Source organism: Amycolatopsis sp. NPDC004625, from assembly GCF_040609695.1.
Lineage (GTDB): Bacteria > Actinomycetota > Actinomycetes > Mycobacteriales > Pseudonocardiaceae > Amycolatopsis.
The window spans coordinates 1-15142 of record NZ_JBEXKX010000098.1 but is presented as its reverse complement, the minus strand read 5'-3'; the positions used below and the strand labels follow the sequence as shown (position 1 = coordinate 15142).

The following is a 15142-nucleotide window of genomic DNA, read 5'->3' as shown; positions in this document are numbered from 1 at the left end:
TGGCCAGGGTCCGGGCGGCGGCCCGGCTGAGGCTGGAGGGGGTCTGTTCGTCGGTGTCGACGGCGTCCACCGGGTCGGTGACAGTCACAGCGAAAACCACCCAATCATTGGCGTCGGCACGCGCCCCGCGGGCGCGCCGGTCATGACGTGCTATTTCTCGATATGCGCGCGGTTTCGCAGCGCCGCGAAATCAACATAGCAACCGCGCCGGGCCGCACAATGACACGATCGGGTCACCGCGATATCCGGCCGTGCCGGTGCTTGATCATTTCGGGACACCGTGATCACCGGCTGTTTCCACCCGTCACCCGGTCGTGAAGATCGCGGTCCAGCAGCGTAATCCGCGGTCGCGGGGGGTGTGGCAGCAGGGGCCCGGGGCGGCCGGAACTGGGCCGAACCGGCGATTCCCGGGGCCGCGGCGGGGCCACCAGGATGAATTCGGCAATTGCCGGTCGTCCTCCCGGAAAGGGGTGCTAACTTGACGTTCCCCGGCGGCGGAATGCGCCGGCGGCACTTCCCGCGCGCACCGCGGGTGAAAGGACGCGGATGAACATCTTCGTGGCCGGCAGTCTCTGGGTGGCCGGCGCGGCCGTGGTCGCGGGCGTGATCGCGTACCTGGTCCGGCGGTTCGGCTGGGACGAGGGCAGGCCCGACAACAACGACGCGGCGGGCCAGGTGTTCACGATCGTCGGCGGGCTGCACGCGGTCCTGGTCGCCTTCGTGCTCATCTCGCTGTTCGACTCGGTGAGCGAAGCGAGCCAGAACGCCCAGACCGAGGCCGACAGCCTCGTCGCGGCCACCTGGGCGGTCGACGCGCTGCCGGCCGAGACGAAGGACCGCGTGCACCAGCTCGCCGCCGCGTACGCGCGCACGGTCGAGGAGCAGGAGTGGCCGCGCCTGGCCGACGGCGGCCCGGTGCCCACGACCGGTGCGACGCAGCTCGACCAGATGCGCCGGGCGGTGGCGGAGGCCCCGTCCGACGACGACTGGCTGCTGGACCGCAAGACCGAGGCGAGCAACCAGCTCTGGTCGGTGTACCAGGCCCGCGAGCAGCGGCTGTCCCACTCGGGCGCGGGCGGGGTCGGCGCGGTCGTCTGGTTCGCGCTCATCCTCGGCAGCGTGATCACCGCGATCCTGCTGCCGAACCTGTTCGGCGGCACCCGGCTCGCCGCGCACATCATCATCGTGTCCACCCTGGCCGGCACGATCACGCTGCTGCTGTTCGCCATCTACCAGCTGCAGAACCCGTTCAGCGGCGGTGCGAAGGTGGCGCCGGAGGCGTTCACCTCGGCGCTGGAAAGGCTGGTTTGACCGGCACGCGGGCCCGCTGGGCGGCGATGCTCGGCGTGGCCGTGGCGGTCTCGGCGCTGCTGGCGGCGACGGGCTGGCTCGCGCCGCCGTCGGCCAGAACACCGGCGGTGGCCCCGGCGGGCTGCACGATCCTGCAGGCGGAGAACGTCCGGGAAGGCGCGCCGACGACGCTGCGGCTGCTGGCCCTGCCCGCCGGGACCACCCGCCGGGTGACCCAGGCCGGGTACTGGATCAACGCGATGGGCTACTCCGCCGCGCAGGACGTCGTCTACGGCGTTGCCGACGGCACCCGCGCCGGCCGCTACAACGACGGCGCCCACGCGGTGCGGATCGACGCCGCGGGCACGGTGACCGACCTCGGCGTGATCGGCCGCGCGGGCGCCCGGCGTCCGGTGTGGAGCCTGGTCACCGGGGCGACCGCGGGCGCGATCGACGGCGACCGCTGGTACGTCCGGCAGGGCAGCGATCTGTACACAGTGGACATCGACCCGGCCGGCGCCGACCATCTGCGGGTGGTGCACCGGACGGCGCTGCGGCCGGTGTCGCTCGCCGTGTACGTCGACGATTTCGCCTTCGACCCGGCGGAGGGCCTGCTCTACGGCGTTTCGGCGACCGCGAACGGCGACAGCCCGGTGGTCACGCTCGACCCGGCGACCGGGAAGGTCGCGGTGGTCCCCGGCCTCGGGTTCCCCCGCGGCGGCGCGTACGGGGCGGTGGTGCTCGCCCCCGGCGCGATCTACGCCACGGCCAACCGGGCGGGGCAGCGCAGCGTCACCTACCGCCTCCCGCGCGACGGCTCGGGCCAGGCCGTCGAGGTCGCGTCGGGGCCGCCGCTGGTGAGCAGCGACGCGGCCGGGTGCTACGCCGAGGCCGTGCCCTCACCGCCGTCGTCGTCGTCGCTGCCCTCTCCTCCGCCGCCGACGTCCCCGGCGCCGTCACCGCCGCCGAACCCGCCCGAGCCGTCGCCCACGCCGGCCCCGGAACCGCCGCCGCCGTCGCAGCCGCCACCGGTGGAGCAGCGGGTCGACCTGCCGCCGTCGCCGTCCCCCGCGCCGACGCCGACGGTCCTCGCCCCGACGCCGCCCGCTCCCGAGCCGCCCCCGCCCGCGCCGCCGACGTCACGGCACGCGCGTCCGGCGAAGAAGGCCGAGGTGGTGACGTCGGACACCGGGCAGCGGACCCAGGAGAAGCGCCGCTGGGGGCTGACGGCGCTGATTCTCGTGCTCGGCGGGAGCGCGGCGGCCGCCCGCGCGCGGCGGCACCGGTGAGGGTCAGTACTTGAACTGGTCGACGTTGTCGGCGGTGATGAGCAGCGGATCGCCCAGCAGGACGGTCTTCGACGGGGCGTCGTACTTCACCGCCGGCAGCTCCAGGCTCACCTTGTTGACCGGGCTCAGCGGCTTGCCGTCGGCGACCTGCTTGGCCGTCCACGCGGTCAGGTAGCCGAGCGACTCGACGTTCCACAGCACCGACTGCGAGCAGGAGCCGTCGAGCAGGAACGGCTTGATGGCCTGCGGCGTGCCGACGCCGACGGTGAACACCTGGCCGATCTTCTGCGCGTCGCCCACGGCCTTGGCGACGCCGGGCGCGGACGTCGTGCACTCGCCGACCAGCCCGGTCAGGCCGGGGTGGCTCGTCATGAGCTGCCTGGCCAGGGTCGTCGCGGTGTCTTCGTCTTCGCCCGCGTACACGGTCTCGACGAGCTCCGCCTTCGGGTAGCGCTCGGCCGCGTACTCCTTCTGGACCGCGATCCACGAGTTGAGGTTCGCCGCGGCCGGGCCGCAGGAGACGATCGCGTACTGGCCGGTGCCGCCGGTCTTCGCCATCAGGGCGTCGACGAGCGCGGTGCCGATGCCCCGCGCGCTGGCCTGGTTGACGAACACCTCGCGCTGCGTGCCCGGCGCGTCGGTGTCCGAGGTGAGCACGTGGATGCCCTTCGCCCGGGCCTCGGCGATCACCGGCGCGAGCGCGGCCGGGTCGTTCGGCGCCACCACGATGACGTCGACCTTCTTGGCGATCAGGTCACGCAGGATCGTCACCTGCGCGGCCGGGTCGACCGTCGACGGGCCGGTGGTGTGCCACACCACACCCAGCTGTTTCGCCGCCTCGAGGCCGCCGTTGTCCATCGCCTCGAAGTACGGGATACCCCGCACCTTGGGCACGAACTCGATCCGGGTCGGCGACGGCGCGGGAGCGCTGCCCAGCTGGTCCGAGCAGCCCCCGAGCGCGAGCGCCGCGACCAGCGGCAGCATCGCGGCCAGCCGGGAGGTCTTCGTCGGCCCTCGCATCCCCACCCATTCCTCACTGCATCCGATCGGTCTGCGCACGGTGAAGACCAAGGGCGAACGCTAGGGCCCCGGGTAACTGTGGTCAACGGGATGTGCGCAAAGGGTTACGGAAGTGAGTTGTGCTCCGGAGTGGCCCGGCGGAAAATCGCCTGGTCGGCGGCGTTCGCTACGGACCGCGACCACGAGTTCGTCCGTCCGTGTCCGGAAGCGGCGGCCGTCACACCGGAGTGCGCTCGGTACCCCCAGGGGGTATGGTCACGGGTATGAACGAACAGCACGGGGCTTCGTGGGCGACGGCGATCCAGGCGACTCTGCACTGCCTGACCGGCTGCGCCATCGGTGAGGTGCTCGGCATGGTGCTGGGCACGGCGTTCGGCCTGCACAACGCGGCGACGGTCGTCCTGTCGATCGTGCTGGCCTTCGTCTTCGGCTACGGCCTGACCATGCGGGGCGTGCTGAAGTCGGGGCTCGGTGCCGCGGCGGCGTTCAAGGTCGCGCTGGCCGCCGACACCGTGTCGATCGCCGTCATGGAACTGATCGACAACACCGTGGTCGTGGCGATTCCGGGGGCGATGAACGCCGGGCTGGCCAGTTTCCTGTTCTGGCTGTCGCTGGCGATTTCGCTGGCGATCGCGTTCGTCGTCACGGTGCCGGTCAACAAGTGGATGATCGGGCGCGGCCTCGGCCACGCCAAGGTGCACGCGCACCACCAGCACCACTGAACGCGTCCGGGGAGGTGGCGGCCTCCCCGGACGCCGCTACACGCTGGAAAGGTCGACGGCGCGGTCGACCTTGCGCCGGTCGAGCACCCGCAGGATGCCTTCCAGCAGGTAGTAGTCGGCGTAGGGCAGGGACACCTCGATGCCGTCCTCGCTCGGCCGGTTGCGGGTGCAGCGCGCGACGCTCGCCTCGGCCCGCGTGGACTTCGTCGTCAGGCACGTCCGCGACACCGCGGTGAGGATCCGCAGCGCGCTCTCCCGGTAGTGCGGGCGGTGCGTCAGTTCGGCGAGGTCGAGCAGGCCGCACGCCATGATCACGCCCGCGGAGGCGTCCTTGACGTCGTCCGGCGCCTGCGGGGCCAGGTAGTCCCACACCGGCACGTGGTCGGCGGTCAGCCGGGACAGCGCGAAGTCCGCGAGCCGGCGGGCCGTGGCCAGGAACTCCGGGTCGCCGGTGCGCCGGTGGATCGTCGTGAACCCGTAGACACCCCACGCCTGCCCGCGGGACCAGCACGAGGTGGGGCTGTACCCCTGCACGGTGTTCGGCCCGATCGGCGCGCCGGTGACCGGGTCGAAGTCGAACACGTGCGGCGTCGACCCGTCCGGGCGGACGAAGGTGCGCTGCGCCGTTTTCGCGTGCGCGACGGCGATTTCGAGGTACTTCGGGTCCTGGGTCTGCTTGCTCGCGAAGGCCAGCAGATCGAGGTTCATCATCGTGTCCATGATGACGCGGCCCGCGTTGTTCGGGTCGCCGAGCGCGCCCCAGGCGCGGATGAACCCGCCCGCGGGGTTGAAGCGCTTGATCAGCGATGACGCGGCCTGCACCGCGCCCGCCCGCCACTTCTCGTCACCGGTGAGCCGCCAGGCGGTCACCCACGAGGGGTAGAAGAGGAACCCGAGGTCGTGCGTGCCCGTGTCGTTCTGGCGCGGCGCGAGTTTCTCCGCGGACGCCAGCGCGAGGGTCTTGAATTGTTCCTCGCCGCTGTGCAGCCAGGCCAGCCACAACTGGCCGGGCCAGAATCCGCCGACCCAGTCGCCGTTCTGCGAATAGGTCCATTTCTCGAACTTCGTGCCGACCGGAAACGCGGTGACACCGGGGGCCACCGCGCGGAGCTTGGCCACGGCGTAATCGGCCGCCTGGCGGAGCGTCCGGGTGGCCGATGCCTGGTCGGAAGCATCGGAGGAGGCCGCCGAAGCGGCCGTCGAGGTGCTGGCGCTCGCCGCCACCGCGGCGCCGGCCGCGGTGGTCAGCAGGGTTCTCCGGGAAACGCTCACAGGTACCCGCCATTCCGTGAATCCGTGGGAGGAAAGTGCCCGGAATTTTTGCACGCTCGGCCGCCGGTTGTACACCCGGCGGAAGTCTGTTCACGGTTGTGAATTAATGTCCCGGTGAGCGGAATAGCGCGGAAAAGGGCGAAGGCCCGGCGGGGGACACCGGGCCTTCGCTGGTTGCCGCGGGGGTGAGGGCAGTCATCCGCGCGACGATCGGGTGGTTCAGCAGTGCGGGGCGACGGGGCCGTCCGAACCGGTCTGGAGGTAGGTGTCCGAGACGTAGTTGTTCGGGCCGATCCGGTCCCAGATGTTCGTGGTGCCGAACTTGCCGGCGACCGTGTCACCCTCGACGTAGCACTCGATGGTCACCTTGGCGTAGTTCGCCGCGAGGCCCTTGACCGCGGCCGAGGTGCTGGCGCTCGCCCGGACGTTCATCGGGTCTCCCGCGGTGCTGACCACCCCGGTCGGGCCGGAGCCGGTCCACAGGTAGGTGACGTTGACGTTCCCGTTGTCGGACATGCCGAGCCCGTCGTAGAAGACGCCGTCGCCGAGGTCGATGCCGGCCGGGTTGCCGACCTTGTAGCCGAGGTCGTCCTTACCGCCGTTGTAGCCGTTGTGGTAGGCGGCGTACGCCTCGGGCTGGCCCTGCGGGAGGTCCTTGTACTCGGCGCGCACCGACGCCGGGTTCCAGTAGTCGTCCTTGGTGTTCCACGGGCCGACGTCCCACACCGGCGCGTACTCGCACCGGCTGGCGTCGGTCTTGCAGACGCGGACGGTGTAGGTGCCGGAACCCTTGCCGGACAGGGCACGCCCGGACGGCAGCGCGACGAAGTGGTCGCGGCTGGTGATGACGTGGCCGTTGGCGGTCGTCTGGCCGGTCAGGCCCTCGCGGGTGGCGTAGATCTTGTAGGTCAGCGCGGTCGCGGCGGCCAGCGCGTTCGCCTGCGGCACGCTGTCGGCGTTCAGCGCGACGCTCTTGACGGAGGGCCGCACGCCGTCGGTGTTGCTGCGCAGGCTGATCCGCACCTGCACCTCGCTGACGGCGCTCTTCAGCGCGGTCCCGGCGGGCGTCCACTCGGTCCAGTCGTTCACGCCGGTCCGGCCGCGGACGTCGACGTCGACCGAAGTGCCCCTGGGGGTGTCGGCGGCGAGTTCGGCGCTGACGCGGTTCGACGCGGAGCCGAGCTTGTGCACGGCGGTGGTCAGGCTGCCCTCGCTGCCGGCGAACACGCGCGCGGTTCTGTGCCACGCGGCGTCGGCCAGGGTCAGGGTGCCGCCCGCGCCGGTGACGTTGACGTCATCGTTGTCCACAGTGGACAAGTCGGCGGTCCAGCCGGTGTTCGCCGTCGCGGCCTGGGCGGGGGCTCCGGCCAGCGCCGTCACCGCCCCGGCGGCCAGGACCGCCGCGGTCACGCGGCCGGTCATCTTGATCCGGATCATCCCCGGTTCTCCTCTCGCACCTGTTCAACTCGAAGGTGCGAGAAGGGTGACCGGGCGGCGTACATGATCCGTACAAGGAGGTTTGTGCTCTGGGGCGAGGGAATGTGCGGCTGCTTCCCGCCGACCCGAACGCCGGATTGTTCAACGGCCGGCGGGCCGTGTCAAGGCGGGAAAGCGTACCTTGACACGGCCCGCCGGCCGCTGATGCGGCTGCGTATCGGGTCGGCAGGGGGGTGTGGCCGGGGCGTCAAGCGGGAACTATGTGCCGCTGCCGCGTCAGGCGGAAACGATGTGCCGCCGCTCCTCCACGACGCTCACCGGTTCCGTCGGCCGCGTCGACAGCTCCCGCCAGATCGCCAGCGCTCGCTCCGAATAGTCCCGCGACCGCTCCGGCTGGGCCAGCGCCCGGTGCAGCTCCCCGAGCAGCTGCGAAACCTCCGCCTCCGACCGCCGGTCGCCGTTGCGGCGGTGTACCGCCAGTGAGTTCACCAGCAACAGCTGCGCGTGCGCGAAATCCCCGCTGTGGAGGCACAACTCGCCCAGGTTCTGGTTCGCGTACCCCACGCAATGGTCGTCGCCGAGGTCGGTGAAGATCGCGATTGCCTGGTCGACGTGCTCGCGGGCCGCCGCCAGGTTGCCCTGGTGCTGGAACAACAGGCCCAGGCGCTTCAACGCGTGCGCCTCGCGGTGGCGGTCGCCGATCGAGGCCGACAGCTCCAATGCGTCCGTGATCCAGCGCTTCGCCGCCGCGTAGCAGCCGCGGGCCATCCAGACCGCGCCCGCGCCCAGGCGGGCCACCGCTTCGCCGTTCGGGTCGTCCGCCTCCGCGAACAACTCCAGCGCCTCGTGGCAGTGGTCGAGCGCCAGGACGTCTTCGCCTTCGATGCGCAGGATCGTCGACAACCCGGTCAGCGCGACGCCGACCCCCTGGGCGTCGCCGAGGGAGTCGAACAGCTTCCTCGACTCCTCGAACGCCACCCGCGACTCGGCGTACTCGTCCTGGTAGAGCAGGTACTGCCCGAGGTTGCGCTGGACGATCGCCTCGGCCCGCACCGAACCGGTCCGGCGGGCCGCCGCGAGGGCGATCAGGTGGGTGCTGTGCCAGTCGTCCTGGGGGCCGCGCAGGTCGAAGTACGGGGTCAGTGCCGACGCCAGCTGCCACGCCAGGTCGTCGAAACCCTGCTGGGCGGCCAGCGAAACCGCCGCGACCGTGGTGCGCCGCTCGGCCGCGAACCACGCGGCCGGGTCCTCGGGCAGGACGCCGGCAGGCACCGCCGGGCGCGGCAGCTCGTCGTCGCAGTACATGCCGAAGAAGTGCAGCGGCATCCGGCGCGCCGCCTCGAGCGCGAGACCCAGGTAGCCCTCCAGCACCCGCCGGAGCCCGGCTCGCGTCTTCGCCGTGTCACTGCGCTCCGCCAGCTCCACCGCGTACACGCGCAGGAGGTCGTGCAGGCGGTAGCGCGGCTGCCCGGCCGAATCCGAGCCGACGAGCTCGACGAGGTGGCCGTCGACCAGCACGTCGAGCACGTCCTCGGCCTCCCGGCGGCCCAGCACCGCCGCCACCGCCCACGCCGGGAACTGGACCGGCCCGAGCAGGCCCAGCCCGCGGAACGCCGTGGCCGCCGACATCGGCAGCAGGTCGTAGGACAGTGTCACGCTCGCCCGGACGGCGAGGTCGCCGACGCGCAGCTCGTCGAGCCGGCGGCGCTCGTCGCCCAGCCGGTCGGCCAGCAGCCTCAGCGTCCAGCCCGGCCGGTGCGTCAGCTTTGCGCCGGCCACCCGGATCGCCAGCGGCAGGTGCCCGCACTGGCGCAGGATCGCCGCCGCGCTCTCCGGCTCGGCCGCCACCCGCTCGGCGCCGACGATGCCCTCGAGCAGCCGCGCGGCCTCGGCCTCCGGCAGCAGGTCGACGTCCACCGGCTGCGCCCCGGCGAGCCCGGGCAGCCGCAGCCGGCTGGTCACCAGCACCGCGCACGCCCCGGCGCCCGGCAGCAGCGGCCGCACCTGGGCCGCGCTGCCGGCGTCGTCGAGCACCACGCACATCCGGCGCCCGGCCAGCCGCGACCGCAGCAGCGCCGACCGCTCGGCCAGCTCCCGCGGCAGGCCGGCGTCGGGGATGCCCAGCGTGCGCAGCAGTTCGGCGAGCACGCTCATCGGCGCCCGCGGCGACGACGACGTGCCGGCCAGGTCGACGTGCAGCTGCCCGTCGGGGAACTCGTCGCGGACCGCGTGCGCGACCCGGACCGCGACCGCGGACTTGCCGACGCCGGGCGCGCCCGACAGCACGACGACGGCGGGGGTGCCAGAGTCCGCGCGTTTCTGCAGCAGGGTCACGACGTCGTGGATCAGCGCGTCGCGGCCGGTGAAGTCCGGCAGGTCCAGGGGCAGCTGGCAGACCGGGGCCAGGTCGGCGGGGCGCGGGACGGCGGCGGTTTCCGGCACGAGGGTCGCGCGCAGCTCACGCAGCCGGGCGCCCGGTTCGGCGTCGAGTTCGTCGCGCAGGACGCGCTCGGCCGACTCGTACGCCTCGATCGCGTCGCCGGTCCGGCTCGCCGCCCGCAGCGCGACGATCAGCTGCGCCCACAGTTCTTCGCGCAGCGGGTGCTCGGTGACCAGGCCGCGCAGCTCGGCGATGGCCTCGCCGGAGCGGCCGAGGCCGATCCGCGCCCGCAGGCGCTGTTCCTGCACCGACAGCCGCAGTTCGGTGAGCCGGGCGACGGTCGCGCCCCAGCTGTGGTCGTGCGGCAGTCCTTCGAGGACTTCGCCGCGCCACAGCGCGTCGGCGCGGTCCATCAGCTTCAACGCCTTTTCGGCTTCGCCGCCTTCGAGCGCTTCCTGCGCTTCGCCGGCCAAAGCGGTGAACGTCAGGTGGTCCAGTTCGCCCGGTTCCGCGGTCAGCAGGTAGCCGGACGCCCGGCTGCTGATCCGCTCGCCCAGATCGGGGTGGATCTCGGCGAAGCGTCTTCGCAGGGAATGCACGTACGTGCGGATGTTCGCCGCGGCCGACCGCGGCGCCGATTCCGGCCACAGCACTTCCACCAGCACGTCGGTCGAGACGACGACGTTGGGCTGCAGGGCCAGCGCGGCCAGCAGCAGCCGGGGCTTCGGGCCGCCGAGGGCGATCACCCGCCCGGCGGCGGTGACCTCCAGCGGACCGAGGACGCGGATGGTAAGCGAGGTGGTCTCAACCTGCCCGATGAGTTCCCCCATGTCCCGGACTCTAAGACCCGTCCGGCGCAGGGGATAGCTCCATTCGGAGTGTCTGTGCGCACACGTGCGCGCTTTGTACGGGACGTGTACGGCCCGGCGCCACGATGCCGTCATGAAGCGTTCGAATCTCCGGCGTATCGCCGGTGCGGGGACGGTACTGGCCGCGGTCGGCGCGCTCGTGGCGGGCGGCGCCGCCGAGGCGTCGGCGGCGGCGAGCGGCACCGTGAAGACCGCGGGTGACCCGCTCAACGTCCGCCGGGCGCCCACCGCGAGCGCCACGGCCGTCAAGACCGTCGCGAACGGCGCCGCCGTCACCATCGACTGCCAGGTCGACGGCACGTCGGTGACCGGCACCTACGGCACGAGCACGTTGTGGGACTACGTACCCGCGCTCGGCGGGTACATTTCGGACACCTACGTCTTCACGAACTCCGACACGCGGGTCGCGCCCGACTGCGGCGTCGGCTCGGGCAGCGGGCAGTGCGCCGGCGCCTGCGCGGGCGAAGGGCAGTACCGCTCGTCCGACTCCCACTTCCTGGTCTACGACACGAATGCCGACGGCTACTCGGCCGTGGTCGCGTACTGGCTCAAGGGCGGCGCCGGGCCGTTCTACGTCTGGAACTCCGGCGGCGAAGGAACGAAGGTCGACAAGGCCGTCACGGTCCCGCACGGCGGCTGGGTCTTCTACAAGGTGTGCGTCGCGAACTACACGACGGCCAAACCCGACCTGAAGTCCTGCAGCGACGGCATCACCGACTTCGCGGCCTGACCGCGTCCACCACGAGAAAGGGCTTTCCCATGGGTCAGGTCAACCGGCGCAAGGTGCTCCTCGGCGGCCTGGCCGCGGTCACCGCCACCGCGGCTTCGGCGGCGCTGCCGTCGTGGGCGAACGCCCGCACCACGGCGGCCGCGCCCGCCATCCACGATCCCTTCCAGCTCGGCGTCGCCTCCGGCGACCCGCTGCCCGACAGCGTCGTGCTGTGGACGCGGCTCGCCCCGGCGCCGCTGAACCCCGACGGCTTCGGTGGCATGCCGGACGCCACGTACGCGGTCGAGTGGGAGATCGCGAACGACGAAGCGTTCGGTTCCGTCGTGCAGAGCGGATCGGTGAACGCCGTCCGCGCGTCGGCGCACAGTGTCCACATCGAACCGGCCGGCCTGCAGCCCGCGCGCGAGTACTTCTACCGGTTCCGCAGCGGCGGCCACGTTTCACCGGTCGGCCGGACGCGCACCGCACCGGCCGCCGGGGCCGCGGTCAACCAGCTCAAGTACTGCTTCACCTCCTGCCAGCACTGGGAGGAGGGCTACTACCACGCGTACAAGGGCGTCGTGGCCGACGACCCGGACCTGGTGCTGTTCCTCGGCGACTACATCTACGAGAAGAAGTCGGGCCGCGCGGCGCAGGAGCGCAACCCGCGCAGCCTGGCCGTCCCCGACGACGCGACCACGCTCGCGCTGTACCGCGCCCGCCACGGCCAGCACAAGACCGACGCCGACCTGCAGGCGGCGCACGCGATCGCGCCCTGGGTGGTCGTCTTCGACGATCACGAAATCATGAACAACTGGAACGGCACCACCTCACCCGCCCCGGCCGCGCGCAAGGCCGCCGGGTTCCAGGCGTTCTACGAGCACACCCCGATCCGGTCGACGGCGAAGCCGAACGGCGCGTCGATCCAGCTGTACCGGCAGCTGACCTGGGGCAACCTGGCCCGCTTCCACATGCTCGACACGCGCCAGTTCCGCAACGCCCAGGTCGCCGACCCGTCCGGTTCGACCGGCCCGGCCTGCGCGGACATGCGCAACACCGCGCGCAGCATCCTCGGCAGCACGGAGGAGGCGTGGCTGCTCAAGCAGTTCGAGTCGCACCCGGCGACCTGGGACTTCCTCGGCCAGCAGGTCTTCTTCGCCCAGCGTGACGGCGACGGCAACAAGGCCACCTGCGAAAGCCCCGACTCCTGGCAGGGCTACGAGGCTTCGCGCGACCGGATCGCGAAGGGCTGGGTCGACCGGAAGGTCGCCAACCCGGTCGTCCTCACCGGCGACGTCCACCGGCACTGGGCCGCCGACCTGCGGCTCGACTACTTCGACCACGGCGACCCGGTCATCGGCTCGGAACTGGTCACGACGTCGGTGACGAGCAACAGCGACGACGCCGCGCCGCCCAGCGCGGCCTGGTACGCGAACAACCCGCACGTCAAGTACTGCAAGGGCGAGCGCGGGTACGTCCGCGTCACGACCACGCCGTCGCAGATGCGGGCGGACTTCATGACGACGTCCGACACGAGCGTGTACGACCCGGCGGCGGTCGTCATCAAGAACGACGTCAGCTACGTAGTGCAAGCAGGCAAGCCCGGCCTGCAGAAGGTCTGAGGCCCGGGCGCTACGCTCCGTGACATGACCGAGGAACTGGGCCTGCGGGAGCGCAAGAAGCTCCGCACGCGGGCGGCGATCTCGACGGCGGCGATCGCGCTCTTCCTGGAGCGCGGGTTCGACGCCGTCGGGGTCGCCGAGGTGGCGCGGGCGGCCGAGGTGTCCAAGCGGACGCTGTTCGCCTACTTCCCGACCAAGGAGGACCTGGTGCTGCACCGGTTCGCCGACCACGAGACCGACGCGGCGGACGTCGTCCGCGCCCGGCGGGCCGGCCAGGGGCCGCTGGCCGCGCTGCGGGAGGCGTTCCTGCGGGGCCTGGCGGCGCGGGAGCCGGTGACGGGCCTGTGCGACGACCCGGCCGTGCTGGCGGTGTTCCGGCTGGTCACCGGGACGCCGGCGCTGGTGGCGCGGCTGGCGGGGTTCGCCGGCGCGGGGGAGGTGGCGCTGGCCGCCGTGCTCGGCGAGGCCGGGGTCCCCGAGCTGGACGCGAGCCTGGTCGCGGCGCAGGTCGTGGCGGTGCGGCGGACGCTGGCCACGGCCAACATGGACGCGGTCGCGGCCGGCGTACCCGCCCGGGAGCGCCTTCCGGACGCGGTCGCGGCGGCCGAACGGGCGTTCACCCTGCTGTCGTCCGGAGCAGGGTTCCCGTGAACCGCCCGATCATGACGGATTCACGGTCCGGACCGTGAAAAACACACGGTATCCCCGGGCTTCCCGAAGGTAGACTGCGAAAATCCTGAAGGGACCCGGAGCCGGCGGGCTCCGGTGTCCCGATCGGACCGCCGCCGCGGTTCCGGCACACCGTTCCACCGGGGGACCCGCGTCCCGACTGGGGGTGGCGCGGGTCCTCCGGGCCCGACGATCTTGACAGTCCGATCGCGCCACTCGTAATCTGGGTGTTCCGCCGTCATGCCGAATTTTTCGTTCCATGACAAGGCGGTTTCACGTGAAAAGATTCTTGCTGATCTCCTGCGCGGTGGCGGGACTGGTGGTGGCCGGGGCCGGAATTTCGGCCGCCGCGCCTGGCGGCGTTTACGACGTCAAGGACTACGGCGCCAAGGGAAACGGGTCCGCCAACGATTCCGGCGCCATCGACAAGGCGATCACGGCGGCGAGCGCGGCCGGTGGCGGTACCGTCCGGTTCACCTCAGGGAACTACAAGTCGGCGAACACCGTCCACCTCAAGAGCAACGTCACGATCCAGCTGGACGCGGGCGCGACGATCACCGGGTCCGGTGCGGACACCTACGACAAGCCCGAGTCGAACCAGTGGGACAAGTACCAGGACTACGGCCACAGCCACTTCCACAACGCGATGTTCTACGGCGACAAGCTGACGAACATCGGTTTCACCGGCGCGGGCACGATCGACGGCGGCGGCAACCTCATCACCGGCAACCCGAAGTCCGGCGAGGCCGACAAGATCCTGTCCCTCACCCGGTGTGACGGGCTGACGCTGTCCGGCGTCAAACTGCGCCGCGGCGGCCACTTCGCGGCCCTGATCAACGGCTGCACGAACGTCGTGTCGGAGAACCTGACCATCGACACCGCGAGCGACCGCGACGGCTGGAACATCATCAGCACCACCAACGTCAGGATCACCGGGGCGAACATCGCGGCGAACGACGACGCGCTCGTGTTCAAGAGCGACTTCGCGCTCGGCGCGAAACTGCCGAACGGGAACGTCACGGTGAACAACGCGAAACTGTCGGCGCAGTGCTGCAACGCGCTGATGTTCGGGTCCGAGACGTGCGGTGACTTCACCGGCTACCAGTTCTCGGACATCACGATCACCAGCGCGCACAAATCGGGCATCGGGATCGTTTCGATGGACGGCGCGAAGATTTCCGACGTGCACTACCGCAACATCACGATGTCCGGGACGTACTCGCCGATCATGATGAAGATCGGCACGCGCAAACGGTGCGGCAACAACCCGGGCGTCGGCTCGATCAGCAACATCACGCTGGACAACGTCACCGGCACGCACACCGGCACGAACTTCAGCCCGACGATCTGGGGCGCGGACAGCAGTCACCGCGTTTCCGACGTCACGTTCACCGGCGTGAAGCTTTCGGTGCCGGGCGGGAACGGCACGATGGGCACGGGCGTCCCGAGCAACGACGCAACGGACTACAACCCGAAGAGCATCGGCACGCGCCCGTCGTACGGCTGGTACGTGCACTACGCGGACGGCATCCGGTTCGTGGACAGCTCGGTGGAGTTCGCCAAGGACGACGGCCGCCCGGCGAGCATCGTCAACAACAGCTCGAACATCACGTTCGACCACTTCACGGCGGAAAAGGGCTCGAAGAGCCCGTTCGACGTGGGGTTCCAGTCGGTGACGGGCTACTGCGTCAAGGACTCGGCGACGAGTTCGGGCTCCGCCCTCCGCGTGAACACGACAGGTTCCACCTCAACCTGCTGACCCCCACCCCCGAGGCCCCTTCCCGCGTTGGCGGGGATCGGAAGAGCGGCGGGTTGGGAAAGAGTGTGGGGGTGCGTGTGTATATATCGGTGGTGGGCGTATGA

The 15142-nt window shown here is 71.3% G+C and carries 11 protein-coding genes; 7 read left to right on the top strand and 4 right to left on the bottom strand.

Going from position 1 to position 15142, the window contains the following annotated elements; translation table 11 throughout:
• The first annotated feature begins 546 nt into the window (after window positions 1-546).
• Both ABZW17_RS45945 and ABZW17_RS45940 read left to right on the top strand, forming a co-directional pair.
• Complete coding sequence (locus ABZW17_RS45945; protein ID WP_354829108.1) at window positions 547-1311, top strand: hypothetical protein; 765 nt, start codon at window positions 547-549, stop codon at window positions 1309-1311.
• Complete coding sequence (locus ABZW17_RS45940; RefSeq protein ID WP_354829106.1) at window positions 1308-2579, top strand: hypothetical protein; 1272 nt, start codon at window positions 1308-1310, stop codon at window positions 2577-2579. Before ABZW17_RS45945 ends, ABZW17_RS45940 begins: the two co-directional genes overlap by 4 nt.
• 3 nt (window positions 2580-2582) lie before the next feature.
• Here the strand turns inward: ABZW17_RS45940 and ABZW17_RS45935 are convergent, their stop codons facing one another.
• Complete coding sequence (locus ABZW17_RS45935) at window positions 2583-3599, bottom strand: autoinducer 2 ABC transporter substrate-binding protein (protein ID WP_354829104.1); 1017 nt, start codon at window positions 3597-3599, stop codon at window positions 2583-2585.
• A 263-nt stretch (window positions 3600-3862) separates the two neighbouring features.
• Between ABZW17_RS45935 and ABZW17_RS45930 the strand changes: the two genes are divergently transcribed.
• Window positions 3863-4321, top strand: coding sequence for a DUF4396 domain-containing protein (locus tag ABZW17_RS45930; protein WP_354829102.1), 459 nt, complete (start codon window positions 3863-3865; stop codon window positions 4319-4321).
• Window positions 4322-4357: 36 nt separating this feature from the next.
• Here the strand turns inward: ABZW17_RS45930 and ABZW17_RS45925 are convergent, their stop codons facing one another.
• From ABZW17_RS45925 to ABZW17_RS45915, 3 genes are all read right to left on the bottom strand, one after another.
• The gene (locus ABZW17_RS45925) at window positions 4358-5593 is read right to left on the bottom strand and encodes a glucuronyl hydrolase (RefSeq protein WP_354829099.1); all 1236 of its coding nucleotides are present in this window, start codon (window positions 5591-5593) and stop codon (window positions 4358-4360) included.
• A 219-nt stretch (window positions 5594-5812) separates the two neighbouring features.
• Window positions 5813-7030, bottom strand: a complete 1218-nt coding sequence (locus tag ABZW17_RS45920; RefSeq protein ID WP_354829097.1) for a hypothetical protein — start codon at window positions 7028-7030, stop codon at window positions 5813-5815.
• A gap of 276 nt (window positions 7031-7306) precedes the next feature.
• Window positions 7307-10240 carry a BTAD domain-containing putative transcriptional regulator gene (locus ABZW17_RS45915; RefSeq protein ID WP_354829094.1) on the bottom strand — a complete coding sequence of 978 codons (2934 nt, stop codon included), beginning with the start codon at window positions 10238-10240 and terminating at the stop codon, window positions 7307-7309.
• Between the two features lie 112 nt (window positions 10241-10352).
• On the opposite strand from ABZW17_RS45915, the gene ABZW17_RS45910 reads away from it, so the two are divergent.
• The 4 genes from ABZW17_RS45910 to ABZW17_RS45895 all read left to right on the top strand — a co-directional run bounded on the left by ABZW17_RS45910 (window position 10353) and on the right by ABZW17_RS45895 (window position 15038).
• A complete protein-coding gene (locus ABZW17_RS45910) occupies window positions 10353-11009 on the top strand; it encodes a hypothetical protein (RefSeq protein ID WP_354829091.1) in 657 nt (218 codons plus the stop codon).
• Between the two features lie 29 nt (window positions 11010-11038).
• Window positions 11039-12610 carry an alkaline phosphatase D family protein gene (locus ABZW17_RS45905; RefSeq protein ID WP_354829088.1) on the top strand — a complete coding sequence of 524 codons (1572 nt, stop codon included), beginning with the start codon at window positions 11039-11041 and terminating at the stop codon, window positions 12608-12610.
• A gap of 24 nt (window positions 12611-12634) precedes the next feature.
• Window positions 12635-13261: a TetR family transcriptional regulator gene (locus tag ABZW17_RS45900; protein ID WP_354829085.1), complete on the top strand. Its 627-nt coding sequence runs from the start codon at window positions 12635-12637 to the stop codon at window positions 13259-13261.
• Window positions 13262-13556: 295 nt separating this feature from the next.
• A complete protein-coding gene (locus ABZW17_RS45895; protein ID WP_354829082.1) occupies window positions 13557-15038 on the top strand; it encodes a glycosyl hydrolase family 28 protein in 1482 nt (493 codons plus the stop codon).
• Window positions 15039-15142: the final 104 nt, after the last annotated feature.

What these genes read in the sequence shown, in the direction of transcription:
- ABZW17_RS45905 (WP_354829088.1), top strand. Translation starts at nt 11,039, where the DNA reads ATGGGTCAGGTCAACCGGCGCAAGGTGCTCCTCGGCGGCCTGGCCGCG.
- ABZW17_RS45945 (WP_354829108.1), top strand. Translation starts at nt 547, where the DNA reads ATGAACATCTTCGTGGCCGGCAGTCTCTGGGTGGCCGGCGCGGCCGTG.
- ABZW17_RS45930 (WP_354829102.1), top strand. Translation starts at nt 3,863, where the DNA reads ATGAACGAACAGCACGGGGCTTCGTGGGCGACGGCGATCCAGGCGACT.
- ABZW17_RS45920 (WP_354829097.1), bottom strand. Translation starts at nt 7,030, where the DNA reads ATGATCCGGATCAAGATGACCGGCCGCGTGACCGCGGCGGTCCTGGCC.
- ABZW17_RS45935 (WP_354829104.1), bottom strand. Translation starts at nt 3,599, where the DNA reads ATGCGAGGGCCGACGAAGACCTCCCGGCTGGCCGCGATGCTGCCGCTG.
- ABZW17_RS45910 (WP_354829091.1), top strand. Translation starts at nt 10,353, where the DNA reads ATGAAGCGTTCGAATCTCCGGCGTATCGCCGGTGCGGGGACGGTACTG.
- ABZW17_RS45900 (WP_354829085.1), top strand. Translation starts at nt 12,635, where the DNA reads ATGACCGAGGAACTGGGCCTGCGGGAGCGCAAGAAGCTCCGCACGCGG.
- ABZW17_RS45915 (WP_354829094.1), bottom strand. Translation starts at nt 10,240, where the DNA reads ATGGGGGAACTCATCGGGCAGGTTGAGACCACCTCGCTTACCATCCGC.